This window comes from Ruegeria sp. C5 (assembly GCF_056537605.1).
The window spans coordinates 115,710-139,558 of record NZ_JBQFRX010000001.1 but is presented as its reverse complement, the minus strand read 5'-3'; the positions used below and the strand labels follow the sequence as shown (position 1 = coordinate 139,558).

The 23,849-nt window shown below is 57.1% G+C and carries 24 protein-coding genes and 1 tRNA gene; 13 read left to right on the top strand and 12 right to left on the bottom strand.

The window, feature by feature from the left end; translation table 11 throughout:
- Positions 1-2: 2 nt before the first annotated feature.
- Positions 3-611, bottom strand: coding sequence for a tetratricopeptide repeat protein (locus ACR0AW_RS00745; protein ID WP_170405089.1), 609 nt, complete (start codon positions 609-611; stop codon positions 3-5).
- A 30-nt stretch (positions 612-641) separates the two neighbouring features.
- Between ACR0AW_RS00745 and ACR0AW_RS00740 the strand changes: the two genes are divergently transcribed.
- The 3 genes from ACR0AW_RS00740 to ACR0AW_RS00730 all read left to right on the top strand — a co-directional run bounded on the left by ACR0AW_RS00740 (position 642) and on the right by ACR0AW_RS00730 (position 3,803).
- Positions 642-932 carry an SCP2 sterol-binding domain-containing protein gene (locus tag ACR0AW_RS00740; protein WP_170393409.1) on the top strand — a complete coding sequence of 97 codons (291 nt, stop codon included), beginning with the start codon at positions 642-644 and terminating at the stop codon, positions 930-932.
- On the top strand, positions 932-1,903 hold the full coding sequence (locus ACR0AW_RS00735; RefSeq protein ID WP_170731901.1) for an alpha/beta hydrolase: 972 nt from the start codon (positions 932-934) through the stop codon (positions 1,901-1,903). Before ACR0AW_RS00740 ends, ACR0AW_RS00735 begins: the two co-directional genes overlap by 1 nt.
- Before the next feature lie 79 nt (positions 1,904-1,982).
- Positions 1,983-3,803 carry a M3 family oligoendopeptidase gene (locus ACR0AW_RS00730; RefSeq protein WP_170731900.1) on the top strand — a complete coding sequence of 607 codons (1,821 nt, stop codon included), beginning with the start codon at positions 1,983-1,985 and terminating at the stop codon, positions 3,801-3,803.
- 27 nt (positions 3,804-3,830) lie between these two features.
- On the opposite strand, the gene ACR0AW_RS00725 is transcribed toward ACR0AW_RS00730, so the two are convergent.
- From ACR0AW_RS00725 to ACR0AW_RS00715, 3 genes are read right to left on the bottom strand one after another with little or no spacing between them, the layout of a single operon-like run.
- Positions 3,831-4,724 (bottom strand): DMT family transporter, encoded by an 894-nt coding sequence (locus tag ACR0AW_RS00725; protein WP_170393415.1) that lies wholly within the window; start codon positions 4,722-4,724, stop codon positions 3,831-3,833.
- 15 nt (positions 4,725-4,739) lie between these two features.
- Complete coding sequence (locus ACR0AW_RS00720) at positions 4,740-5,009, bottom strand: DksA/TraR family C4-type zinc finger protein (RefSeq protein ID WP_170393417.1); 270 nt, start codon at positions 5,007-5,009, stop codon at positions 4,740-4,742.
- 56 nt (positions 5,010-5,065) lie between these two features.
- Positions 5,066-6,040, bottom strand: coding sequence for a Gfo/Idh/MocA family protein (locus ACR0AW_RS00715; protein WP_170731899.1), 975 nt, complete (start codon positions 6,038-6,040; stop codon positions 5,066-5,068).
- A gap of 339 nt (positions 6,041-6,379) precedes the next feature.
- Here ACR0AW_RS00715 and ACR0AW_RS00710 point away from each other — a divergent pair, with 339 nt between their 5' ends.
- The gene (locus ACR0AW_RS00710; RefSeq protein WP_170731898.1) at positions 6,380-7,447 is read left to right on the top strand and encodes a fasciclin domain-containing protein; all 1,068 of its coding nucleotides are present in this window, start codon (positions 6,380-6,382) and stop codon (positions 7,445-7,447) included.
- A 47-nt stretch (positions 7,448-7,494) separates the two neighbouring features.
- On the opposite strand, the gene rpoH is transcribed toward ACR0AW_RS00710, so the two are convergent.
- Together rpoH and ACR0AW_RS00700 are read right to left on the bottom strand one after the other, a co-directional pair.
- Entirely contained in the window at positions 7,495-8,391 is an 897-nt protein-coding gene (gene rpoH / locus ACR0AW_RS00705) for an RNA polymerase sigma factor RpoH (protein WP_170393423.1), read from the bottom strand.
- Between the two features lie 147 nt (positions 8,392-8,538).
- Complete coding sequence (locus ACR0AW_RS00700) at positions 8,539-9,573, bottom strand: RluA family pseudouridine synthase (protein WP_170731897.1); 1,035 nt, start codon at positions 9,571-9,573, stop codon at positions 8,539-8,541.
- Here ACR0AW_RS00700 and ACR0AW_RS00695 point away from each other — a divergent pair.
- Positions 9,572-9,874 carry a DUF6476 family protein gene (locus ACR0AW_RS00695; protein WP_170563212.1) on the top strand — a complete coding sequence of 101 codons (303 nt, stop codon included), beginning with the start codon at positions 9,572-9,574 and terminating at the stop codon, positions 9,872-9,874. The genes ACR0AW_RS00700 and ACR0AW_RS00695 overlap by 2 nt on opposite strands.
- A 2-nt stretch (positions 9,875-9,876) precedes the next feature.
- Here the strand turns inward: ACR0AW_RS00695 and ACR0AW_RS00690 are convergent, their stop codons facing one another.
- From ACR0AW_RS00690 to ACR0AW_RS00670, 5 genes are all read right to left on the bottom strand, one after another.
- Entirely contained in the window at positions 9,877-11,877 is a 2,001-nt protein-coding gene (locus ACR0AW_RS00690; RefSeq protein ID WP_170731896.1) for a hypothetical protein, read from the bottom strand.
- Between the two features lie 155 nt (positions 11,878-12,032).
- Entirely contained in the window at positions 12,033-13,166 is a 1,134-nt protein-coding gene (gene nagA / locus ACR0AW_RS00685; protein WP_170510523.1) for an N-acetylglucosamine-6-phosphate deacetylase, read from the bottom strand.
- Entirely contained in the window at positions 13,163-14,191 is a 1,029-nt protein-coding gene (locus ACR0AW_RS00680; protein WP_170510526.1) for an SIS domain-containing protein, read from the bottom strand. The genes nagA and ACR0AW_RS00680 overlap by 4 nt, the downstream gene beginning before the upstream one ends.
- Positions 14,192-14,203: 12 nt before the next feature.
- Complete coding sequence (locus tag ACR0AW_RS00675; RefSeq protein ID WP_170731895.1) at positions 14,204-14,959, bottom strand: GntR family transcriptional regulator; 756 nt, start codon at positions 14,957-14,959, stop codon at positions 14,204-14,206.
- On the bottom strand, positions 14,946-15,833 hold the full coding sequence (locus ACR0AW_RS00670) for a BadF/BadG/BcrA/BcrD ATPase family protein (RefSeq protein WP_170731894.1): 888 nt from the start codon (positions 15,831-15,833) through the stop codon (positions 14,946-14,948). Before ACR0AW_RS00670 ends, ACR0AW_RS00675 begins: the two co-directional genes overlap by 14 nt.
- 158 nt (positions 15,834-15,991) lie before the next feature.
- Between ACR0AW_RS00670 and ACR0AW_RS00665 the strand changes: the two genes are divergently transcribed.
- The 6 genes from ACR0AW_RS00665 (at position 15,992) to ACR0AW_RS00640 (ending at position 22,016) form a co-directional block, all read left to right on the top strand.
- Positions 15,992-16,915 (top strand): N-acetylmuramic acid 6-phosphate etherase, encoded by a 924-nt coding sequence (locus tag ACR0AW_RS00665; RefSeq protein WP_170731893.1) that lies wholly within the window; start codon positions 15,992-15,994, stop codon positions 16,913-16,915.
- The gene (locus ACR0AW_RS00660; RefSeq protein WP_170393441.1) at positions 16,912-18,162 is read left to right on the top strand and encodes an ABC transporter substrate-binding protein; all 1,251 of its coding nucleotides are present in this window, start codon (positions 16,912-16,914) and stop codon (positions 18,160-18,162) included. Before ACR0AW_RS00665 ends, ACR0AW_RS00660 begins: the two co-directional genes overlap by 4 nt.
- 66 nt (positions 18,163-18,228) lie before the next feature.
- Positions 18,229-19,143: a carbohydrate ABC transporter permease gene (locus ACR0AW_RS00655; RefSeq protein WP_170731892.1), complete on the top strand. Its 915-nt coding sequence runs from the start codon at positions 18,229-18,231 to the stop codon at positions 19,141-19,143.
- Positions 19,144-19,153: 10 nt separating this feature from the next.
- The gene (locus ACR0AW_RS00650) at positions 19,154-19,993 is read left to right on the top strand and encodes a carbohydrate ABC transporter permease (RefSeq protein ID WP_170731891.1); all 840 of its coding nucleotides are present in this window, start codon (positions 19,154-19,156) and stop codon (positions 19,991-19,993) included.
- Positions 19,990-21,024: a Gfo/Idh/MocA family protein gene (locus ACR0AW_RS00645; RefSeq protein WP_170510539.1), complete on the top strand. Its 1,035-nt coding sequence runs from the start codon at positions 19,990-19,992 to the stop codon at positions 21,022-21,024. The genes ACR0AW_RS00650 and ACR0AW_RS00645 overlap by 4 nt, the downstream gene beginning before the upstream one ends.
- A complete protein-coding gene (locus ACR0AW_RS00640; protein WP_170405045.1) occupies positions 21,021-22,016 on the top strand; it encodes an ABC transporter ATP-binding protein in 996 nt (331 codons plus the stop codon). Before ACR0AW_RS00645 ends, ACR0AW_RS00640 begins: the two co-directional genes overlap by 4 nt.
- Positions 22,017-22,043: 27 nt before the next feature.
- On the opposite strand, the gene ACR0AW_RS00635 is transcribed toward ACR0AW_RS00640, so the two are convergent.
- Positions 22,044-22,130, bottom strand: a tRNA-Leu gene (locus ACR0AW_RS00635).
- A gap of 128 nt (positions 22,131-22,258) precedes the next feature.
- On the opposite strand from ACR0AW_RS00635, the gene ACR0AW_RS00630 reads away from it, so the two are divergent.
- Positions 22,259-22,918 (top strand): DsbA family oxidoreductase, encoded by a 660-nt coding sequence (locus tag ACR0AW_RS00630; RefSeq protein ID WP_170731890.1) that lies wholly within the window; start codon positions 22,259-22,261, stop codon positions 22,916-22,918.
- A gap of 39 nt (positions 22,919-22,957) precedes the next feature.
- Positions 22,958-23,614, top strand: a complete 657-nt coding sequence (lipB, locus tag ACR0AW_RS00625; protein WP_170393453.1) for a lipoyl(octanoyl) transferase LipB — start codon at positions 22,958-22,960, stop codon at positions 23,612-23,614.
- Positions 23,615-23,849 lie beyond the last annotated feature (235 nt).

Sequence of the window (23,849 nt, the reverse complement as noted above, 5' to 3'; positions counted from 1 at the left end):
ACTTACAGCGCCTTGCCTTCAACCTGAGGCTTCAGCCGATTCACGGCATTGGTTACTTCTTCATGATGGGGATGTATAGCCAGCGCACGTGAATAGGCCTCAAGTGCTTGTTCTGGCTTGCCCACGATCTCAAAGATGAGGCCAAGGCCGTAGATAGCGTCGTAGTTGTTCGGATTCAGCGTCAATGCCTGTTCAAGATCCGCCGCAGCCATGCCAAACCTGTCAATGCCGAAGAAAACCGAAGCGCGCACATGCCAACCCTCGGCAAATTCGGGTGCGTGATCGGTAAGCGCCGTCAAATGATCAAGCGCGGCCTCGACATCCCCGTCATCCAGCGCTTCGCGTCCGCGTTCCAACAGCAAATCCGCCGAAGCCGAACCTGATTGTGACCACAGCGCCTGCAATTGCCGATCCAATCCGATGGCCTGTTCGGGCGTCGATTGCGCCAGTTGCTGCAACAGTGATGCCTCGTCCCGCGAATCCGCCTGCTGCGCGATGCAACTGGTGGAAAACGTGACTATGACGGCAAGTGCCGCGACGGTACGTTTGAGATTGGTGATTGCAATACCCATAACAATGGTCAGTGTAGCGTAGCGACCGGGGATGTCCATTCACGGCGCATGAACAATATGAGGAAGACCATGAGCGATATTCTGGAAAAAGCCGCGGCGGCATTGAATGAGAAACTGTCGGGCGGCGATTTCGATGCGTCAGCCAAATTTGCCATTGCCGATCTGGGTTCTATCATTCTGGATGCAAGCGGTGCGCGGGTAAGCGACGAAGATGCTGATGTGACCCTCAGCGCCGATGCGGACACCTTTGAACAGATCCTCAGCGGCGACCTGAACCCAACCGGCGCGTTTATGTCCGGCAAGCTGAGCGTTGACGGAGACATGGGTATCGCCATGAAACTCGCCTCGGTGCTGGCCTGATGGAGTTTTCGCCGGCCCCCTTATTCGAAGACGTGGCCGGCGGCCCTGCCGATGGTGCGGTGCATTGGCTGATCACCGAAGATCGCAAACGTATCCGCGTGGCACATTGGCTGCCCGGAGGCGATACGCACGGCACGGTGATGCTGTTCCCCGGTCGCACGGAATACATCGAAAAATATGGTGATACCGCCAAGGAATTTGTGAACCGGGGCTTTGCAAGCCTCGCGGTCGATTGGCGCGGGCAAGGGCTTGCAGATCGCCTGCTGGATGATCCGCGGATCGGTCATATCGAACAATTCACCGATTACCAGCACGACGTTCGCTCAATACTGAAACTGGCCGAAAAACTGGAGTTGCCCAAGCCCTGGTACGTCATAGGCCATTCCATGGGCGGGGCTATCGGGCTTCGCGCCGTTCTGGAGGGGGCTGATTTTGCGGCCTGCGCCTTTACGGGCCCGATGTGGGGGATTTTCTTTACACCAATCATGAAGCCGCTCAGCCAGCTAACTGCCTATTGGGGGCCACGCTTGGGCTTGGGCGAGAAAACACCGCCCACCACCACGCTGGAGAGCTATGTGGCCTCACAGCCCTTCGAAGGAAACGTGCTGACACGCGATCCGGCGATGTACCGAATGATGCAGGATCAGTTGGCCGCACACCCTGAACTTGCTTTGGGCGCACCGTCTACCATCTGGCTGCGCGAGGCGCTGGATGAATGCACCTGGCTGATGGAGCAGACCGCGCCCGAGATCCCTGCCCTGACCTTCTTGGGTAGCCATGAACAGATCGTAGACCGCAAGGCCATTCGGGCACGTATGGCCAACTGGCCTAGCGGTACTCTGGTCGAGATCCCCGACGGCGAACACGAAGTTCTGATGGAGGCACCCGAGGTGCGCGGGCCGGTCTTTGATCAACTTGCTGCACATTTCGCGGCAGCCGCGGCCAAACCAAAACCCGAGCCCTGTCATTAAGGTTTGACCAGACAGCTTGCTTGTGATCCGGACGTGCCGCGCCTAAATGTTTGCCAACGCAGTTTATTCGAGGTGTTCCATGCGCGACCTTCCCTTTCCCGTCCGTGACGCAAATGCAGGCGGCGGTACCGATGATCTGGGCAATTTGCCGGAATGGGATCTGACGGACCTCTATGCCTCGGAAGATGCACCCGAACTGGCCCGCGATCTGGACTGGCTGGAAGGCGAATGTGCGTCCTTTGCCACAGATTATGAGGGTAAGCTGGCCGAATTGGACGCAGCTGGCCTACTGACCTGCGTGCTGCGCAACGAAAAGATCAACGCCATCGCCGGGCGGATCATGTCCTTTGCCGGATTACGCTATTACCAACTGACCACCGACGCGGATCGCGCCAAGTTCCTGTCTGACATGCAGGAGAAGATCACCGTCTTCACCACGCCTCTGGTGTTCTTCACGCTGGAACTGAATCGCATCGACGATGACGCGCTGGCTGCTCATTTTGCCGCCAATGCCGATCTGGCGCGATACGAGCCCGTGTTCCGTCGCATTCGCGCGATGAAACCCTATCAACTGTCTGATGAGTTGGAAAAATTCCTGCACGACCTCGGCGTTGTCGGCGACGCGTGGGAACGCCTATTCGACGAAACAATCGCGGGCCTGACCTTCACCGTCGATGGTGAAGAGCTGAATATCGAAGGTACGCTGAACCTGCTGACCGAGCAGGATCGCGCCAAGCGTGAAGCCGCAGCGCGCGAACTCGCCACCGTTTTCCAAAGCAATATCAAAACCTTCGCGCGCGTTCATAACACGCAAGCCAAAGAAAAAGAGATCGTTGATCGCTGGCGCAAAATGCCATCTGCCCAGACCGGTCGTCACCTGTCGAACGATGTCGAGCCCGAAGTGGTCGAAGCCCTGCGCGAGGCCGTTGTGGCCGCCTACCCCAAGCTGAGCCATCGTTACTACGAACTGAAACGCAAATGGCTTGGTCTGGACGTGATGCAAGTGTGGGACCGTAATGCTCCGTTGCCGATGGAGGACACCCGCATCGTCGATTGGTCCGAGGCCGAGAAGACGGTGATGGACGCCTATAACGCGTTTGATCCTCGGATGGGTGAGATCGCAGCTCCCTTCTTCTCGAAGGGTTGGATCGATGCGGCCGTGAAGCCCGGCAAAGCGCCTGGCGCCTTTGCGCATCCCACCGTGACCGAAGTTCATCCCTACGTGATGCTCAACTATCTGGGCAAACCGCGCGATGTGATGACCTTGGCGCATGAATTGGGCCACGGCGTGCATCAGGTATTGGCCGCCGATCAGGGCGAGATGCTTTCATCGACCCCGCTGACCTTGGCCGAAACTGCTTCGGTCTTTGGTGAAATGCTGACCTTCCGCAAAATGCTGGATCAGGCCGAGACAGCGGAACAGCGCAAGGTGCTTCTGGCCGGTAAGGTCGAGGACATGATCAACACAGTCGTTCGCCAGATCGCCTTCTACGACTTCGAATGCAAACTGCACGCCGCCCGTCGTGAGGGCGAGCTGACACCAGACGACATCAACGCCCTTTGGATGAGCGTTCAGGCTGAAAGCCTTGGCCCCGCATTCGAATTCATGGACGGGTACGAGACCTTCTGGGCCTATATCCCGCACTTCGTCCACTCACCGTTCTACGTCTATGCCTATGCGTTTGGCGACGGCTTGGTGAACGCGCTCTATTCGGTTTACGAAAGCGGTGCGGACGGGTTCGAGGACAAGTATTTCGAAATGCTGCGTGCCGGTGGCTCCAAGCACCATAAAGAGCTTCTGGCCCCGTTCGGACTGGATGCCAGTGATCCCGAGTTCTGGGACAAAGGCCTGTCGATGATCTCGGGATTTATTGACGAACTGGAAGCGATGGAAAGCTAAAGTTGAAAGGCAGCCTGTATGGCTGCCTCATTTCTCTTTGGCTGATTTCATCGTCGTCACGAAAATGGCCGTGACAATCAATACCGCGCCAACAATCGAAAGCGGTGTGATCGTTGCGCCCAGAAACAGTGCCGAGTTGACAAAGGTAAACACAACCGAGGCGGCGAATAGCAACGTCGCCGTCAAAGTCGACACGCGGGCGGCGGCCTCGTACCAAAGATAATAGGCAAGCGCGGTCGGCAAAACGCCCAGAAGGATCAAGAAGATCACGTCGTTTGCGGTCGGCATCTGAATAGAAAAAGCCGCCAGTGGCACCAGCAAAACGCCCGAACACAAAAAGATGCCAAACAGGAAGTTCAACCTTTCGGCAGTGGTCTCCGATGACTGCATCGCGCGGCTGCTGGAAATCAGGAACACCGCCCAGCTAAGTCCCGCCCCGATTTCCATCAGATCGCCCAGCAGGGGTTCTCCCCCGCCTTGAAAATCCCGATAGACGGTTAGAAACACACCGAGGATCGCCAGCAGGGTTGCCAATACATCAGTCCGGCCAACGGTGGTATCCGCGAAGAAATACAGAAATATCAACACGAAGAACGGCGCGGTATTCTCAAGCACCATCGCATTAGCAGCACCTGTATGTTCCAAACCTATGTGGAACAGGATATAGTTCACCACCGTCGACAACACCGCCAGCCGGAAGTTCCAATCCCTGTACTGGATTGAAACCCGTGCGCCCATCACCCGCAACATGCAGTAAATCGCAAAAGCAGCAATGAACAGGCGAGACACGGCAATCTGTAACCCGCCGAGATCACTAGTCAAATATCGCACGATAACGCTGTGCGTGCCCCATAGAAACGCGGCTAGGAACCCAAGAACCAACCCGTTTTGCAGTACTGATCTCTGCGGCTGATCCTTCACCGGGTGCTCCTCGCGTTATTTCAACTGACTGTCTTTCGAACCCCGCCGATTGATCCCGCCGCGAGATTTGAAGCTGCTGTCACGCTCTTGCTGGCAATCCAGGCAGAGCTTTACGCCGGGCAGAGCAAGGCGGCGTTTTTCGGGGATCGGTTCTTCGCATTCGGCACAATGGGTCAGGCTTTCGCCCACAGGTCGCTTTTGCGCCTGCATCCGCGCCAGTTCATCTGAAATCGACGCTTCGATCTGTTCACTCACCGCGCCATCGCGCGCCCAGCCGCCTGCCATTTAGCCCTCCTGATCCGGTCGGGACAGGATACGCGAGACACCACAGGCGTGGCAAGCTAGAGCGAAACGGCGGCGTCAAAGACCTGATCGATAACCTCTTGTGTACCCCTCACGAATTCCAACGAACAGGGATATTCAACCCCTTCGCGAACCGATCGGCAGAACGCTTCGACCTGCAATTGATAGTGGTTGTCCGCTGGAAACCGGGGCACCAGAACTTCAAGGCCCGGTCGGTGCAGTTCAACCCGCGCCTCGCCGAACACACGGGCATTGAACGGAGCGGTTAGACGGATCATGCCACCTTCTCCGTGAAACACCATTTCCTGATGTGGATGCATGCGTGTAGAGACGTAGGCGGAATAGGTAAATTCGGGAAACTGCGCGCGTATCTCGGTGAAGACATCCACGTCATTTTCCCACCGGATCGCACCGTTGACCGAGACCGGCTCTTGCCCAGTCGCAAACCGAGCGCTGCCGATAACATACACCCCGATGTCACGCAGCCCGCCCCCACCGGTTTCCGCACGGTTGCGGATGTTGCCCGTGTCCGCCCGGTTGTCATAGCTGAACGCCCCGGTGACATGGACCAGCCGGCCGATCACTCCGTCCGCGATCAGTTTACGGGTCAGATGCCACTGAGGGTGATGCACGATCATATATGCTTCGGCAGCCAGCAAACCCGTCTGGTCCCTCTTTGCGATCAGCGCGTCAAACTCATCGGCCCGCATGGTCATCGGCTTTTCGCACAGCACATGCTTGCCCGCATCCAGCGCCTTCAGGCTCCATTCGACGTGAAGATGGTTGGGCAGCGGGATGTACACCGCCTCAATCTCAGGATCGGCTAGCAATGCCTCATAGCTGTTGTAGACATTCAAATCAGGGCAATATCTGGCAAAGGGCTCGGCCTTGGCCGTATCCGAGGTCGCCAACCCCGCCAGCCGCGCGCCCTCTGCCGCATGGATGGCGGGCGCCATGTGTTGTCGTGCGAATCTGGCTGCACCCAGAACACCCCAATTGACCGGTTTATGCATGCGCGCCCCCTAATAATTGATGTAACCCGCTCACGGCGAGCTCAATGTAATTCAGTTCCTGATCTGTCTATCAACCACCTGCCAATAAGTCAGTCCCTTCTCTATCTATTTGAAAATCATACGCCTCGGTAAATTTTTTGATGAGATTAAAAAAACCCGATAACCTTATACTTTATATCGATAATCTAAAATCGATTTGCGTCAAACCTGCCCTCGCAAATCAGTTTTGTTGATCCAGTCTGATACTGCCGCCGTAGCTCAAACATCGACTGAATCATGCTCGGATGGTGCTCTGGCAACATCCGGAGCAACGGCTAACAGGGTGGGAGGCTTAATGAAATGCCAGCAACACATACGATTACAGGAACAGTGCTAAAAAGCGGTGATCCCGGAACGTTTGACAGCGACAATCAGGATTTCGACATTCTCCGCGAAGCGGTGATTGCAGCCGGGCTGGCGGAAACGCTGGACAATCCTGAGGCAGAACTGACCGTCTTTGCCCCAAATGACGCCGCCTTTATTACTCTGGCACAAACACTTGGATATAAAGGGGATGACGAGGCTGGAGCATTGGGCCACATCATCAAGGCGCTCACCCTGCTTGGCGGCGGAGACCCTATCCCTATGCTAACCAACATTTTGAAGTATCACGTGGTCGATGGTGAGTTCGACAGCACCACAGTGGTCGGTCTAGGCGACGGGGCTGAAATCCAAACTCTGCTTGGGTCGTCAGTCGAACTGAACCTTGAAAGCGATCCTCCCAGCCTGGGCGATGCCGATCCGGGCATCGACGATCCCGGCTTGATCGCGTTCGACGTGGATGCGTCAAACGGTATCATTCACGTACTTGACGGCGTACTTCTACCCGTCTCGGTGTCGGGCATTCTGGGCAAAAAGAACACGGACTTTATCCTGGGTGACAGCAGCGATGAATTCATCTTTACCGGACGCGGCAAAGACTTTGTTCACGGTGATGGTGGCAATGACGTGATCAACACCGGCTCGGGCAATGATGTGGCGCTTGGCGGTGCCGGGAACGACATAATCTTCGGGGGGCGCGGAAAGGATATTCTGCGTGGCGATGAAGGCCATGACAAAATCTTCGGAGGTCGTGGGAAAGACATCATCGACGGCGGCGAAGGCAATGACAAACTCTTTGGTGGGCGCGGTAAGGATACGTTTGTATTCGATGAAGGCGACGGTCACGACTGGATTGTCGATTTCCGCGTCGGCAAGGACAAGATCGACCTGTCCGAATACGATGGCATCAACAGCTTTGAGGACATCGAAGACGATATCGACGGTAAGTTCTTCGGGACCAAGATCGAGTTGGACGACGGAGACAGCATCTATCTGTCAGGCGTCTGGGCAAGCCACCTGTCCGAGTCCGATTTCATTCTCGCATAACAAAAACAATCAGCCCGCTCATATGGCGGGCTGATATCAGTCTGGAGTTAGTTTGAACCCAGCATACCTTTTTCGCGCGCAAGCTCTCGCATCTTCTTTTGCAGCTTCTCGAACGCGCGCACTTCGATCTGACGAATACGTTCACGGCTGACATTGTACTGCGTGCTCAGCTCTTCCAGCGTAACAGCCTGGTCCATCAGACGGCGCTGAGTCAGGATGTCTTTCTCGCGATCATTCAGAACATCCAGCGCAGCGGCGAGCAATTCGCGCCGGGCTTCCAATTCATCGCGCGCTTCGTAGTCGCCAGCCTGATCGGCATCTTCATCTTCCAGCCAATCCTGCCACTGCATGGTGCCTTCGCCTTCGGACCCCACGGTCGCGTTCAGCGAAGCATCGCCACCGGACATCCGACGGTTCATGCTGATCACTTCTTCCTCGGTCACTCCGAGGTCTTCTGCAATCTTGGCCACGTTTTCAGGACGCAGATCACCTTCTTCCAGCGCGCCAATGCGTGCCTTTGCTTTACGCAGGTTGAAGAACAGCTTTTTCTGCGCCGATGTTGTACCCAGTTTCACCATCGACCACGACCGAAGGACGTATTCCTGGATCGAAGCGCGGATCCACCACATGGCATAGGTCGCCAACCGGAAGCCTTTTTCGGGGTCAAATTTCTTGACCGCCTGCATCAGGCCCACATTGGCTTCGGAAATCACCTCGGCCTGCGGCAAGCCATAGCCGCGATATCCCATGGCGATCTTGGCCGCCAAGCGCAGATGAGACGTGACCATTTTATGCGCGGCCTCGGTATCCTGTTCCTCGACCCAGCGCTTGGCCAGCATATATTCTTCCTCCGGCTCCAGCAGAGGAAACTTGCGAATCTCCTGCATATAGCGGTTCAGCCCACCCTCGGGTGTCGGCGCTGGAAGATTTGAGTAATTTGCCATTTATTTCTGCCCCTTGGACAAATGTTTAAGCCCTTAACATGGGATATGGGTACCAGACCCGATACATTCAAGAGGATCTGTTAACAGTCTGAGATTAACCCTATGTAAAGGAAAGCTGAAAAGGCCTTTTTCACAAGCCTTTGCAGTTTATTTCAGTGGTTTTCTGAGATTTTCCAGCAGGTCCGCCATATCCTGCGGCAGCGGGGCTTCAAAACGTAATGCCTGGCCCGAAACCGGGTGTTCGAAGCCTAACACTGCTGCGTGCAGAGCTTGGCGGGGGAAAGCCTGCACCGCCTCGGCGGTTTCGGGCGTGAATGCCCGCGCGGCCAGTTTGCGCTTTCCGCCGTAAACCGGGTCTCCGACAAGCCCGTGGCCGGCATGGGCCATATGGACACGGATTTGATGCGTTCGGCCCGTCTCAAGCCAGCATTCGATCAAGGACAGACCGCCGGGCGTTCCAATAACTTCGACAATCCGCGCCCGTGTCACTGCGTGGCGGCCTCCGTGAAACAGCACGGCCTGCTTTTGCCGATCCGTCTTGTGCCGCGCCAGTTGAGTTGTTAGGCGCATGATGTTGCCGGGCTCAAAACTGACACCCTTGATCCCACGCAACCGAGGGTCATTGGCATCCGGCACACCATAGCAGATCGCGCGATAATAGCGCTCGACGCTATGCGCCTCGAACTGGGCAGCCAGCCCGTGATGCGCCGCATCCGATTTCGCCACAACCAGCAACCCGCTGGTTTCCTTGTCGATCCGGTGCACGATGCCCGGGCGCTTGACGCCCCCAACACCCGAGAGATCATCCCCGCAATGATGCAGCAGCGCATTGACTAGCGTACCGTTCGGCGAGCCCGGCGCCGGATGCACGACCATCCCTGCTGGTTTGTTGATCACGATCAGATCGTCATCCTCATAGACGACTTCAAGTGGGATATCCTCAGCGCCGATATGACTATCTTCGGCCTCGGCCACGGTGATCCCAATCTGCGCGCCTTCGGTTATCTTAGCTTTGGGGTCTTCAACGGCGACGCCATCAACGGTGACGGCACCCTCATTGATCAGTCGGGCCAGCCGGGTGCGCGACAGGTTCTCTTCCGCTGGCACATCCCGCGCAAGCGCCTTATCAAGGCGGGGCGGCGGAGCGGCCGCGATATGAAACTCTATCAGGCGGGTGCCCATGACTGTCCCTTCCGAACCTCAGGAACCGCAGGAAACACCGCAGCTTCGACTGCTGCGGCGTATGGTCATGCTGTTGACCGCGGTAATGATTGGCGGGGTTCTAGTGACATTCGCCCTGATTGTCATCCGCCTATCGGACCGCACTCCGAAGCTGCCCGACCAGATCGAACTTCCGGACGGCGCAAAAGCGCAAGCGTTGACCATCGGCAACAACTGGTATGCGGTCGTGACCGAGGACAATCGGATTCTGATCTTCGACAAGACAACCGGAAAACTACGGCAAGAGGTCGCGCTGGATTAGCGTCAGGCCTGACCCGAAAGCCGGTTCAGCTGATTGGTAAAGCGCTTGTGAGGCGGATAGAGATCGCGCGCTTTCTCAAGATAGGGACGTGCCTTGTTCTTGTTCCCGCGCCGCATGTGTATCTGGCCCGCCATGCCCTGAATAACGATGGTCACGTCATCAAGATCGGCAGCTTTCAGAATAAGCTTCTCGCCCTGCCCGATCTTGCCCGTCCGCTCAAGCAAGTGACCCATGGCGAACATGAGAAACGGGCTTTCCGGGTCACAAGCCAGCGCCTCAGCCATCGTTCGATGCGCAGCTTCGGTATCGCCTTCTGCTTCGTAAAGTTCGGCCAGCCGCTTTTGGTACAAGGCACTTTCCGGCACACCAGCTACGATCTGGCGGGTTTTATCGATCGCCTGAGCTCCGGATATTTCCCCTAGATGCCTCTGTAGTATCACCCTCGCGCCCAACAATCGCGGGTCGTCTGCTGGTACGTCGTGAACCTCATAGAGTGAGGTAGAAAGCGCTTCCAATCTTTGTTGGTGATCAAAGATACGACTTGCGCGTTGATCCAGCGCCAACTCGGCCCAATCCAAGAGTATGAAATCGAAGTTGCAAGGACGCCTGACAACAACATTGCGCTGAACCAGATACAGGTTATTGAACGGTGGAAATCGGCGTTGCCGAACGACCTTCTGCAACGACCAATCCACAGGCGGCATTAGCCTAAGCGCAAGTTGGGCGCGGTAGAGCATTCTGGACCCCAGCACCACAACATCCGGCCGTAAGGGTTTGGACCAGAACGCTTTAGCAAAGTGCAGCGTCGCCGCGCCGCGCTTGCCCTGCATGCCAAGAACAGCGCCGCGCAACGCGCACAAAACAGTATAGTCTTCGGGCCAGAGATGCGGGTTCTGCAATCCCTCTTTGGCATGTGCCTCGCTTTCCTGCCACTTCGACAGGTAAAAACAGTTCAGGGATTGCAGAAGTGGCATAAAGGCGTTGTCGGCCCCGGCGTCCAGAATAGGTTTCGCATTATCATACGCCTCTTCGCAGCGATCCTGCGCTGACAGATGTTGCACCGCCTTTGAATAGATATGCGCCGCCTCTGAGGGATTCAGAAAGGCCGATGGCCCCTTCGCAACCCGTTCGATGAACCGCGCATTGGCCGCCTGCATCTCATCCTTGGACAATACATCGCGGAACACTTTACGCTGCTGCCCCGAAATCCGGGCTGCAGCCATTGAAAAGCCAGATATGTGTGGCGCGATCACCTGATCCGCCCGTGACATCGCAAAAAGCTCCAGAAAGTCCCGCTGCGCCCGGGTCAGAGCCGACAGATCAGCGATATCCGACATCTGCATGAGCTCCGGAAACCGTTGCTTGAAACGGTCTATCACCTCTGGCTGATCCGAAAACATGATCGCCGTCTGGCCCTTGGATTTCTCCAGATGGGCCTCGTAAAACTCGTCAGGTTCGATCTTGGCGGGCCAGATCGAATGCTTCCATGGTAATCCGTTCAGGATTTCTCCGCGCCGAATGTGGTAAGCCGAAACCCCCTGCCCCGAGAGCTTCTGATCCGCGCGATCCATGATCTGACGAACCTCATCCACAAATCCAACGCTATGTATGAAATCGCGATAGCGGGGACGGATGGTTTCGATATCTTCCCACGGGAAGCCAAATATCTCGCTCGCTTCTTCGACCAGAACCGAACGGCCAGAAGCCAAATGGTCGATCAGCCGCTCGGGCGATGGATCGTGTTGGAAGGCCCAAATTGGCAGAGCGGTCGCGCTTATCGCGTCGAACTCTGCCTGATCAAGGAAATGCGCATCCATCCAGTCTTTGGTGAATAACTCCTCAGGATGATCCAACTCCGGCGCATCGGCGCCTTGCGAGAACCAGTTCACCCGGTAGTCTGTCCCAAAGTCTTCGGCCAGACGGATACAGGTCAGGATCATCAGCAGGCGCGCGCCCAAACAATCCGTACGCTGACCAATGAAAACGCCACGCGTTTGGATCATTGCGCGATCCGGGTGGTCAATGCCCTGCCAACTATTCCAATTATCTGATACATACAGACATTCCCAAACCACGTTCGCCTAAGGTCTTACACAACCGCTACAGTTGAGGCGAGATGCGAAAAACGCGGTGTTTCGCAATTTCTTGCAGTGCGAGGTTAAGCAACCGCCGGACGGGCCTGCGACAAGTCCGGAGAAATGCGAATGGCCTGCGAGATCAAGTTCAGGCGCGCGATTGAGCGCTGGGAAATGATATCCGCCGGAATGCGTGTGGCCGCTGCCAAGGCGTCCGTCAGTGAAACGCCGACATCCGTTGTCAACACGCGCAGCGCGGTGGTCAGGTTCAGATCGGCCCCGGCCAGGGTTCCATCCGGTAAGGTCAGCCTGCTGTTTTCACGTTGGATGACACGCCCTTCCAGCTTGAATTCCCGCAGATCCGTTCCAGCAACGGCCATCGCGTCGCTCACCAGAAACAGATGCCCCGGCCCCTGTTTAGCTGCAAAGGCGGCGCGCATCGTCTGCGGGTGAACATGGATTGCATCCGCTATCAACCCGGCAGACATCGCACCGCTGGACAAGACTGCGCCAACCAGCCCCGGTTCGCGGTTGCCCAACTGACTCATCGCGTTAAACAAATGGGTGGCGCAGTGCGCGCCCGCCTGTGCGTAAGCCACGCAGGTTTGAAACTCGGCATCACTGTGCCCCAACGACACGATGACCCCCGCCTTGCTGAGCGTTTCGACCTGAGCAATCGTGACACTTTCAGGCGCAAGCGTAACCATCAATGCAGGCAACGCCCCTGCCGCTTCTATCAGCTGTGCAAGATCAGCGTCCTGCATCCGGCGGATCAGCCCGCCGTCATGCGCGCCCTTGCGTCGCACCGAGAGATGCGGCCCCTCAAGATGCAAGCCGACAATCCCCTGAACTCCGCGCTGAATGGCCTGAGAAGCAGCAGAAATGGCAGCCGTTGTCTTTTCGGGCGTGTCCGTGATCAGCGTCGGAAGGATCGACGTCGCGCCAAGCTTGCGATGAGCCGCCGCAATACGCTGTACTGTCTCGACCGATGGATCGTCGTTGAACATGACGCCTCCGCCGCCATTCACCTGCAAATCTACATAGCCGGGGCTTAAAATATCGCCCGACAGATCCTGAACCATCTCATCCGAAGGCAACTCGGCTTCGGGCAAAATACTGTCGAGCAGCCCGCCGACGAAACGGGCGGCGTGGCCGTCCTTCAGGGTTTTACCATCAAAGATAGGCCCACCCGCGAAGGTGATCGTCGCATCGGTCATACCGTCTCCGTCACTTTCCGCAGGTGACGCGGCGCATCGGGATTGATGCCCCGGCGCGTGGCCACAGTTTCGACCATACCGTAGAACGAAGCGATTGAGGCTACCGGATCTGTCATCCAGTGCGTGGTGCGGACATGTGGTAGCCTCACGGCATCAGACACCTGATTGGTCGTTGCGAAGACTTTTGCGCCCTTAGCTGCGAGCGCATCGGCGACTTCGGCGATGTTGGCCTCAGCCGCGTCTCCGGACGAGAACGCAATCACCGGAAAGCCCTGATCCACGATCGAAACCGGGCCATGCAGAACTTCGGCCGAGGAATAGCTTTCCGCATGAATCTGGCAGGTTTCCTTGAATTTCAGCGCCGCCTCATTCGAAATTGCCCAGGACATCCCACGTCCCAACGTGAACAGGGATTGTCCATCGACTGCCTCGACCACCGCGCTCCAATCGCAGGTGATCGCCCGCGATAAATCTTCCGGCAATTTGTGAATTGCAGCCAGCAAAGTGTCATCACCCTTTACCTCGGCCAACAGCCAAAGCCCGGCGACCAGAGAGGTGACGAAAGTCTTGGTGGCAGCCACGCTAAGCTCGGGGCCTGCAAGGATGGGCAGAGCCGAGGTGGCGTTCTGGGCCAGTGCAGACGTGGTATCGTTCGTGATCGCCACCGAACATGCGCCGCCTTCTGTCAGGGACTTCGTCAGCTGTACGATGTCGGGGCTTTGACCCGATTGAGATACCGAAATACACAGCGCACCCGGGCATCGCATATCGACCCCGTAGATCGATTTCACGCTCGGCCCAACCGAGGCCATGGGCAGGCCCAGCAGCAGTTCCGAAGCGTATTTCAGATAGCTGCAGGCATGGTCCGACGAACCTCGCGCAACCGAAATCAGGAAGCCGGGATCGTGCGCGCGGATCGCGCTGGCCGTCTTTGTAATCGCCGTGGCACCATCAGTGAGAAGCCGATCAACGGCAAAAGGTATCTCATTGATTTCCTGCCGCATTTGAGTTGTATCGCTGGACATGAGCCCCGCCTTTCAGGTTGACAGACGCAGCTCTGCCACGAAATCGTAAGCATCGCCGTGATAGATGGATCGGGTCAGTTCAGCAACGCGCCCGCTTTCTAGATACGAGGTCCGCTGAATGCGCAGCCCCGCCGTACCTTCTGCAACATCAAGCAATCCAGCCTCGGTTGCTTCGAGATTGATGGCCGAGATTTTCTGGATGGCGCGCACCGGACGATTGCCTGAGTGTTCGAGAAAGGCATAGAGAGATCCGGTAACCTCAGTCGGGTTGGGCAATATATCCAGCGGCAACGCCGCGCGTTCCAGCGCCATCGGTCGCCCGCCAGCCGCGCGCAGACGATGAATGCGGGCGACCTGATCACTCGCCGATAGGCCCAGCGCCAGCATCTCATCAGGTGACGGCAGGAATATTCCGCGCTCCAACCAGGTTGAATTCGTTTCAAAACCGCGCCTCTCCATGTCTTCGGTAAACGAGGTCAAATGCGACAGCGACTGCTCAACCCGCGCAACCGCTTGACGCACGAATGATCCCGAGCCTTGCCGCTGTTCAATCGCGCCTTTGCGCACAAGTTCCTGAATCGCCTTGCGGACCGTCACCCGCGACAGGTCTGTCAGTTCGGCAATCTCGCGCTCGGGCGGGAGTGAACTGTTCGGGGCCAGAATACCCTCTTCGATCCCCTGCTCCAGCCGCTGCCGCAACTGCACGTAACGCGGACCGGCAGTCTGACCCAGCCAACCCTCGGGCCGCAAGAAGTCAGCAACGCTCATGTCGGGTCTCCTTTTGAAAGGCGTGGGCCAACGCGGTGGCACCGGTCAACGGATCGCCCAGCGGTTCGGCCAATTCCTGTTGCATTGGCGCAGGCAGAAATTCCGCATATTGCGGGCCGATGCCGCCGGTCAGGCAGATCGAAAGGCCGGGCATCCAGCCCATCGCCAACATCTGATCCGCCAAATACTGCGCACTATCCTCCATGATCGACAGCGCAAGCGCATCCCCTTGCTTTGCGTGTTGCGTGACAACAGGCGCCAGCGCTCCGAACTCGGTAGGCGACATCTTGGAGGCGGTCCTGACAATCCCAGCAGCGCCATCAAAACGCGACAACAGGCTGTCCGCCAATTCAGACGCAGGCTTCAGAGCGTCCACACAGTCAAGCGTAAAGGCCAAAGCCCGCCGCCCAACCCATTGCGCCGAGGCCTGATCCCCGAGAACAGGTCCCCAGCCCCCGGCAAATGACCTGCGATCCCCATTCTGGACCGCCAGAAAAGAACCCGTTCCGCAATGCGCTACGAAACCGTCTTTCGAACCCAACGCACCACGTAATGCGGCGGGCCTGTCATCTTCAATCAGAACATGGTCAAATGGCAGCTTTTCTGCCAGCCGATCAGCCAGCGCGCGCCCCGTGATACCGGCCAGCCCCAAGTAGGCTGGCGCACGAGCGATTTGAGTTGCCTCTAGTCCGGCACGTCGGGCCAAAGCAGCAATTCCGTGCATCAACTCAGCGCAGGCTGCGTCAAAATCGGTTGATACATTTGCCGCACCAACCTCGACACACTGAACCGCAGAGCCGTCTGAAACAGCAAGACGGCAGCGTGTTCCACCGCCATCAGCGGCCAGCACAATGGTATCAGAAGGGCGACTCATGGAGATACCTTTATAATACCTATTTCTAATTTTGAAGACCAAATTCCACAATAATGCAGTAATAATTGTCTAAATCTTGAAAATAGTGGGTATAAAAATAAAATGGTAGACTAATGGTATCTAAAAGGTATGATATTCAAAATTCGGGGGAGAATCACGTGACCAAGCCAGTTACCGAACAGCTACATCAAGACGCGATCGGACTTGACGCCCGACCGCTGACTGAGGTAGCCGAGCTGCTGGCCCGCTCGCAAGCCGACGCTGCCGCTGCCCCGCTTTCCTCGCTGCCCACCCTCTGCGCAGGCGCAAAAGCTATGGCGCAATCCATCCGATCGGGCGGGGTTTTGCGCTATTTGGCGGCAGGCTCTTCCGGCTTGATGGCCGCCTCGGATGCGCTGGAACTGGGGGGAACTTTTTCGATACCAGCCCGCCAGGTTCGCATCCACATGGCAGGTGGATTGCCCTCAGGGGTAGAGATGCCGGGAGATGTCGAAGATGCCACCGACGGCCTTGCCCGTGAACTGGCCGATCTTTCTGCCAAAGACACCTTGATCACCGTCTCGGCCAGCGGAACCACACCGTACACAACCGCAGCAGCGCGGATCGCGCGGGACAGAGGCGCCACGGTTATCGGCATTGCCAATAACGGGGGCACCGAACTGTTGCAGCTTTCTGACCATCCAATCCTGCTTTCGACACCACCTGAACTGATCTCGGGCTCTACCCGCATGGGCGCTGGTACAGCGCAGAAAATCGCACTGAACATGCTTTCGACGCTGATGGCGATGGAGCTGGGGCATATTCAGGACGGCATGATGATCAATTTGCGTGCTGACAATGACAAGCTACGCGCCCGAGCCAACGGGATCGTCTGTCAGTTGACCGGCGTTTCCTCCGCTCAGGCTACAAAGGCGTTGACTGCGGCAGAGGGCAACCTCAAATGCGCGGCCCTTTTGGCTGTAGGCGCAGGGTCCCTGGACGCGGCGCAAGCAATGCTAAGCAACACCGACGATCACCTCCGCCCTGCGCTGGAGCGGATGAAACAAAACCAAGAAACCATCAACCTGGGAGATATCAAATGACACGCAAAGTTCTGAGCCTTGCCTTGATGAGCACGGCGCTGGTCACAAGCGCCTATGCGCAAGAGGCCACTTTGACCATCGAAAGTTGGCGAAACGACGATCTGGCATTGTGGCAGGAAAAGATCATTCCGGCGTTCGAGGCCGAGAATCCCGGCATCAAAGTAATATTCTCGCCCTCTGCACCGGCAGAATACAACGCTGTCTTAAACTCAAAGCTCGAGGCCGGTTCGGCTGGCGATCTGATTACCTGCCGTCCGTTTGATGCCTCGCTTGCGCTATACGAGTCGGGGCACCTGACCGATCTGTCTGATCTTGAGGCCATGGGAAATTTCTCGGACGTGGCCAAATCTGCGTGGCAAACCGATGACGGTTCGGCCAGTTTCTGCGTCCCGATGGCGTCAGTGATTCACGGCTTCATCTACAACAAAGATGCGTTCAATGAGTTGGGCATCGAAGTTCCAACTACCGAAGCTGAGTTCTTTGCCGCCCTCGATAAGATCAAGGAAGACGGTACCTATATCCCGATGGCGATGGGCACCAATGACCAGTGGGAAGCCGCAACGATGGGCTATAACAATATCGGCCCGAACTACTGGAAGGGTGAAGAAGGTCGTCAGGCGCTGATCAAAGGCGAGCAGAAGCTGACCGACCCCCAGTGGGTCGCCCCGTATGCGACACTGGCCAAGTGGGCGGACTACCTCGGCGACGGGTATGAGGCACAGACCTATCCCGACAGCCAGAACCTGTTCACCCTGGGTCGTGCAGCGGTCTATCCAGCAGGCAGCTGGGAAATCTCGGGCTTCAACACGCAGGCCGATTTCGAAATGGGCGCCTTTAAGCCACCGGTCCAGAACGCGGGCGATACCTGCTATATTTCGGACCACACCGATATCGGCATAGGCATGAACGCGGCGAGCGAAAACCAAGAAGCTGCACGCACCTTCCTGGCTTGGGTCGCAAGCCCGGAATTCGCCAGCATCTTCGGTAACGCCCTACCTGGTTTCTTCCCGCTGTCCAGCACTCCGGTCGAGCTGGAAGATCCACTGGCCAAAGAAATCGTCGGTTGGCGGGATGAGTGCGAAAGCACAATCCGCTCGACCTACCAAATCCTGTCGCGCGGCACACCGAACCTCGAAAACGAGACTTGGGGTGCATCCGTTGCAGCCATCAAGGGTGCCGAGACACCCGAGGCACTGGGTCAGCAACTGCAAGACGGTCTGGCCAGCTGGTACGCACCGCATCAGTAACACCTAGGCCACTCACACCGGACGCGGCCACCGCGTCGCGTCCGGACCTTTCCCCCGGAGATTCCCATGCAGACCCGCCGCATACGCTGGCACATTGCCGTTTTCCTCGCCCCTGCGGTGCTGGTCTACACGGCAGTGATGATCTTCCCCTTGTTCAACACACTGCGCCTCGCACTGTTCACCGAGGTTGATCAGACACGTATCTACGTGGGCTTGCAGAATTTCCGCACCCTGTTCTTCGATCCGATCTGGTCCGAGCAGTTCTGGAACGCTTTGGGCAACAACTTCTGGTTCTTCCTGATCCACATGCTGGTTCAGAACCCCATCGGCATAGCTTTGGCCGCGCTTCTGTCGCATCCACGCTTGCGGTTTGCCGCGCTCTATCGGTCCGCGATCTTCATTCCGACCATTCTGAGCTTTGTGATCGTCGGTTTCGCGTGGAAGCTGATATTGTCCCCGCTTTGGGGCATCGCACCTTCAATGCTGGACGCCATTGGTTTGAAGTCGCTGTTTGCACCATGGCTGGGCAAGGAAGAATACGCGCTGACAACACTGGCACTTGTCTCGGTCTGGCAATTCGTCGGCATCCCGATGATGTTGATCTACGCCGCCCTGCTGTCGATCCCCGAAGAGATCATTGAAGCCGGAGAAATAGACGGCATCACCGGTGCTTCGGCGTTCTGGAAGATCAAGCTGCCGCTGATCATTCCCTCGATTGGCATCATCTCGATCCTGACATTCGTCGGCAATTTCAACGCGTTCGATCTGATCTATGTATCGCAAGGTGCACTGGCGGGCCCGGATTTCTCAACCGACATCCTCGGCACCTTCATGTACCGCACCTTCTTTGGCTTCCAGCTGCAACTTGGCGACCCGCATATGGGCTCCGCCATCGCTGGCGCCATGTTCGCCATCATTCTCGTGGGTGTCTGCATCTACCTCTTCGGCATCCAGACCCGGATGCGCCGGTACCAACTGTGAGGATAGCCGGATGAACAAAGCACGCCATAACCCGCTGAACACGGCCGCCATGCATGTGGCGCTGATCCTCTACACGTTGATCGCCCTCTTCCCGGTCTTCGTGATCATCATCAACAGCTTCAAAACCCGACGCTCGATTTTCCGCGAGCCACTCGCCCTGCCCGATGCCGAAAGCTTCTCGCTGATCGGTTACCAGACGGTGATGAAACAAGGGGATTTCTTCCTTTATTTCCAAAACTCGCTGATCGTGACTGTGGTGTCGCTAGCCTTCGTTCTGTTGTTCGGCGCAATGGCCGCCTTTGCCCTGAGCGAATACAAATTCAAGGGCAACACTCTGATGGGCCTCTATCTGGCGCTTGGGATTATGATCCCGATCCGCATCGGCACCGTGGCGATACTTGAGATGATGGTGGCAACCGGTTTGGTGAACACCCTTTGGGCCCTGATCCTTGTCTATACCGCGCAAGGTCTGCCGCTGGCGGTGTTCATCCTGTCTGAATTCATGCGGCAAGTCTCGGACGATCTGAAGAACGCAGGCCGCGTCGATGGGCTGTCCGAATACACCATATTCTTCCGATTGGTCCTACCGCTGGTCCGCCCCGCCATGGCGACCGTGGCCGTGTTCAACATGATCCCCATCTGGAACGACCTCTGGTTCCCGCTGATCCTTGCCCCGGCCGAGGAAACCAAAACACTGACGCTGGGCAGCCAGGTCTTCATTGGCCAGTTCGTCACCGACTGGAACGCGGTTCTGTCGGCGCTCAGCATGGCGATCCTGCCGGTGCTGGTGCTCTATGTCATCTTCTCACGTCAGTTGATCCGCGGCATCACTTCAGGAGCTGTGAAATGACCAAAGTTCTGATCGCCGGCCTCGGCAATATGGGGCTGAGCCACGCTTTGGCCCACCACAACCACCTGGACGCGCAGATTGTTGGGTTGGTGAACCGATCCGGTCGCGTCGACCATCCTGACCTGTCAGGCTATCCGGCTTATTCAGATTTTCAGGCAGCTCTGACTGAAACCAACCCGGATCTGGTGGTTGTGGCGACCTACTCCGACAGCCACGCCGATTTCGCCTGCGCGGCGATGGAGGCCGGGGCGCATGTCTTCGTTGAAAAGCCGCTAGCGACCACTGTGGCAGATGCCAATCGCGTTGTCGAAAAGGCCATTGAGACCAACCGCAAACTGGTGATCGGTTACATCCTGCGACACCATCCTTCGTGGATGCGCCTGATTTCCGAGGCGCGCGACCTCGGCGGGCCGTATGTGTTCCGCCTGAACCTCAACCAGCAAAGCAGCGGGGCTGAGTGGGAAACACACAAAGCTCTGATGCAGACCACCTCGCCCATCGTCGATTGCGGTGTGCATTATGTCGACGTGATGTGTCAGATCACTGACTCCGACCCCGTGCGAGTCCACGGCATGGGCCTGCGCCTAAGCGATGAGATCGCCGAAGACATGTACAACTACGGCCAGTTTCAGGTGGTCTTCGAGGATGGCTCGGTCGGCTGGTATGAGGCCGGTTGGGGCCCGATGATGTCCGAAACCGCGTTCTTCGTGAAAGACATCGTGTCGCCCAACGGCTCGGTCTCGATCACCGATGGAAACAAGGGCGCATCCGCCGATATCGACGGACACACCAAGGTTGGCGGCCTTCTGGTCCATCGCCCCGATGGCGACCAGACAATCGACATGCCCGATGAGCCCGGCCATCAGCAGCTCTGCGATGCCGAACAAGCCTATATGCTGCGCGCCATCGCCGAGGACATCGACCTGACCCGCCATATGAACGACGCCGTGCAATCGCTGGCCATCTGTCTAGCTGCCGATGAAAGCATCCGCACTGGCCAACCCATTTCGCTGAAAGAGGCACGCACATGACCGCCCTGACGCTGACAAACGTGAACAAGTCCTTCGGCACTGTCGAGGTACTGAAAGATATTAACATCGAAGTCGAAGACGGAGAATTCGTCGTCTTCGTCGGCCCCTCCGGCTGCGGCAAGTCCACCCTGCTACGCGTGATCGCGGGGCTGGAGGACGTGACCTCGGGCGAAGTGCGCATTGGCGGAGAGGTGATGAACCTTACGCCGCCCTCGAAACGCGGCATCGCGATGGTGTTCCAAAGCTATGCACTCTATCCCCACCTGAATGTGCGCAAGAACATGTCGCTGGCACTGAAACAGGAAGGCCAGAGTAAGCAGGTCATCGAAGAACGCGTCGCCAAGGCCAGCAAGATGCTGAACCTTGAGCCCTATATCGACCGTTACCCCTCAGAACTGTCAGGCGGCCAGCGCCAACGTGTCGCCATCGGGCGTGCCATTGTGCGTGAACCCAAACTGTTTCTGTTTGACGAACCTTTATCCAATCTGGACGCCGCCCTGCGTATGAATACGCGACTGGAAATCGCCAACCTGCATCAGCAGCTCGATGCATCGATGATCTACGTCACCCACGACCAGACCGAGGCGATGACACTCGCCGACAAGATCGTCGTCCTGCGCGACGGGCGCGTTGAACAGGTTGGCAGCCCGATGGAGCTATATAATAACCCCGCCAACCAGTTCGTCGCGGGTTTCCTTGGCGCTCCGTCGATGAATTTCTTCCCCGCCAGCGTAATCGGCGACAGCGCGGACACAACATTGGGCATCCGCCCAGAGGACTTGTACTTATCCGACGAAGGCCCCCTGACCGCAAACGTGACCCATGTTGAGCATCTGGGTGGAGACACAAACGTGATCGCGATGATGCAAGACCACCAGATAACCGCGCGCCTGTTCGGCCAGCATCAGGTCAACGCTGGTGAATCCGTCCATTTCGGTTACGCCCATGATCGAACCTACCGCTTCAACCAACAGGGCGCCCGTCTCACCTGACAATTTCGGGTAAAGATCTCAGGATGTTGGTGCGGTCGAGAAGACTCGAACTTCCACGGGTGTTACCCCACAGCGACCTCAACGCTGCGCGTCTACCAATTCCGCCACGACCGCACTGCCAATGACTTGGTAGAGGGGCGTATAGACGCTGAGCCGCGCGATGTGAAGAGGCAAAAAACAGCCGATTGAAATCACGTGCTTTAGCCATATCTAACCGCGATACAATGCAATCTGGAGCAGCCATGCCCTCGCCCGATCCCCGCCCTACAGTGCAGATTGATGTCGTCTCGGATGTGGTCTGTCCGTGGTGTATTGTCGGCTTTCGTCAACTCGATGCCGCACTGAAGCAAGAGAATGTGCTGGCCCGATTGCGCTGGCATCCGTTCGAACTGAACCCCAACATGGGGCCAGAGGGACAGAATCTGAGGGAGCATATTGCCGAGAAATATGGCTCGACGCCCGAACAAAGCCAGCAGGCGCGCGAGCGGTTGACTGCGTTGGGCACTGAACTTGGGTTCACCTTCAATTTCACTGATGACAGCAGAATCGTGAACACCTTTGCCGCGCATCAACTGCTTGACTGGGCGGAAAAACAGGGGCGTCAGCATCCGCTGAAACTGACCCTGTTCGAAACCTATTTCACCAAGCAACAGGATGTCTCTGACGTCGAGGTGTTGATGGGCGCAGTCGAGGCGGCCGGGCTCAACCCGGAGGCGGCGCGAACCGCACTTGAATCAGGTGCGCATGCCCAACCGGTGCGTGAAAAACAAGATTTCTGGACCAGCCGAGGCATCTCGGGCGTGCCTTCGATGGTGTTTGGAGGGAAATATCTGCTGACCGGCGCACAGGGCACGGACACTTATGCGCAGGTCCTGCAACGCTGCCTGGCCGAGGCCGCCTGACCCCTTCCCCCTGCCCCGCAGACGGTCTAAGGAACGAGCATGGAATGGAAGACTACCGACGGGCTGATCGACTACGACGAGGCCACTGCCTTCATGGAGGCGCGCGTTGCTGCGATTGCAGCGGGTGAGGCGGACGAATGCATTTGGCTGTTGGAACACCCTCCGCTTTATACCGCTGGGACTTCTGCCAAGCGAGAAGATCTGACCGATCCGGATCGCTTTCCGGTCTATGAAAGCAAGCGCGGTGGACAGTACACCTATCACGGCCCCGGTCAGCGCGTTGTTTACGTCATGCTTGATGTGGGCAAACGCGGTCATGATGTGCGCCGCTTTGTGCAGCAGCTTGAGGCATGGGTGATTGCGGCTCTGGCCGAGTTCAATGTCACCGGTGAGATCCGCGACGGCCGCGTGGGCGTCTGGGTGCAACGGCAAGACAAGCCGCTGACGATCACCGGCCAGCCAGCCGAGGACAAGATCGCGGCCATCGGCATTCGCCTGCGGAAATGGATCAGCTTTCACGGCATCTCAATCAATGTCGAGCCGGACCTGTCACATTTCACCGGTATCGTGCCCTGCGGAATTCAGGAACACGGGGTGACCTCACTGGTCGATCTTGGGTTGCCGGTGACCATGGATGACGTCGATGTTGCGCTAAAAAAGACCTTTGATGAGGTATTCGCCACCGAAGGCGCCTAGTTCATAGGTGATTCCACGTATTCGGACAGATCTGGCCAGAATACGCAAAAGACAATGCTAGAATTTGGGGCACTCTGTTTCGAAAATCATTCAGAAAATTCCTTTGAATGGTCTCAATTCGCCTCAAATTCAGGGATTCTTCACATCCTCTCCTTACAAACGCCATCTGACCACATAGTATGTAATGACCGTTCATGAGTGAGTGGTGTGTTAACCGGTGATCTCAGGGCTGCCC

What these genes read in the sequence shown, in the direction of transcription:
- ACR0AW_RS00745 (WP_170405089.1), bottom strand. Translation starts at nt 611, where the DNA reads ATGGACATCCCCGGTCGCTACGCTACACTGACCATTGTTATGGGTATT.
- ACR0AW_RS00740 (WP_170393409.1), top strand. Translation starts at nt 642, where the DNA reads ATGAGCGATATTCTGGAAAAAGCCGCGGCGGCATTGAATGAGAAACTG.
- ACR0AW_RS00735 (WP_170731901.1), top strand. Translation starts at nt 932, where the DNA reads ATGGAGTTTTCGCCGGCCCCCTTATTCGAAGACGTGGCCGGCGGCCCT.
- ACR0AW_RS00730 (WP_170731900.1), top strand. Translation starts at nt 1,983, where the DNA reads ATGCGCGACCTTCCCTTTCCCGTCCGTGACGCAAATGCAGGCGGCGGT.
- ACR0AW_RS00720 (WP_170393417.1), bottom strand. Translation starts at nt 5,009, where the DNA reads ATGGCAGGCGGCTGGGCGCGCGATGGCGCGGTGAGTGAACAGATCGAA.
- ACR0AW_RS00715 (WP_170731899.1), bottom strand. Translation starts at nt 6,040, where the DNA reads ATGCATAAACCGGTCAATTGGGGTGTTCTGGGTGCAGCCAGATTCGCA.
- ACR0AW_RS00710 (WP_170731898.1), top strand. Translation starts at nt 6,380, where the DNA reads ATGCCAGCAACACATACGATTACAGGAACAGTGCTAAAAAGCGGTGAT.
- rpoH (WP_170393423.1), bottom strand. Translation starts at nt 8,391, where the DNA reads ATGGCAAATTACTCAAATCTTCCAGCGCCGACACCCGAGGGTGGGCTG.
- ACR0AW_RS00695 (WP_170563212.1), top strand. Translation starts at nt 9,572, where the DNA reads ATGACTGTCCCTTCCGAACCTCAGGAACCGCAGGAAACACCGCAGCTT.
- ACR0AW_RS00700 (WP_170731897.1), bottom strand. Translation starts at nt 9,573, where the DNA reads ATGGGCACCCGCCTGATAGAGTTTCATATCGCGGCCGCTCCGCCGCCC.
- ACR0AW_RS00690 (WP_170731896.1), bottom strand. Translation starts at nt 11,877, where the DNA reads ATGATCCAAACGCGTGGCGTTTTCATTGGTCAGCGTACGGATTGTTTG.
- nagA (WP_170510523.1), bottom strand. Translation starts at nt 13,166, where the DNA reads ATGACCGATGCGACGATCACCTTCGCGGGTGGGCCTATCTTTGATGGT.
- ACR0AW_RS00680 (WP_170510526.1), bottom strand. Translation starts at nt 14,191, where the DNA reads ATGTCCAGCGATACAACTCAAATGCGGCAGGAAATCAATGAGATACCT.
- ACR0AW_RS00675 (WP_170731895.1), bottom strand. Translation starts at nt 14,959, where the DNA reads ATGAGCGTTGCTGACTTCTTGCGGCCCGAGGGTTGGCTGGGTCAGACT.
- ACR0AW_RS00670 (WP_170731894.1), bottom strand. Translation starts at nt 15,833, where the DNA reads ATGAGTCGCCCTTCTGATACCATTGTGCTGGCCGCTGATGGCGGTGGA.
- ACR0AW_RS00660 (WP_170393441.1), top strand. Translation starts at nt 16,912, where the DNA reads ATGACACGCAAAGTTCTGAGCCTTGCCTTGATGAGCACGGCGCTGGTC.
- ACR0AW_RS00655 (WP_170731892.1), top strand. Translation starts at nt 18,229, where the DNA reads ATGCAGACCCGCCGCATACGCTGGCACATTGCCGTTTTCCTCGCCCCT.
- ACR0AW_RS00650 (WP_170731891.1), top strand. Translation starts at nt 19,154, where the DNA reads ATGAACAAAGCACGCCATAACCCGCTGAACACGGCCGCCATGCATGTG.
- ACR0AW_RS00645 (WP_170510539.1), top strand. Translation starts at nt 19,990, where the DNA reads ATGACCAAAGTTCTGATCGCCGGCCTCGGCAATATGGGGCTGAGCCAC.
- ACR0AW_RS00640 (WP_170405045.1), top strand. Translation starts at nt 21,021, where the DNA reads ATGACCGCCCTGACGCTGACAAACGTGAACAAGTCCTTCGGCACTGTC.
- ACR0AW_RS00630 (WP_170731890.1), top strand. Translation starts at nt 22,259, where the DNA reads ATGCCCTCGCCCGATCCCCGCCCTACAGTGCAGATTGATGTCGTCTCG.
- lipB (WP_170393453.1), top strand. Translation starts at nt 22,958, where the DNA reads ATGGAATGGAAGACTACCGACGGGCTGATCGACTACGACGAGGCCACT.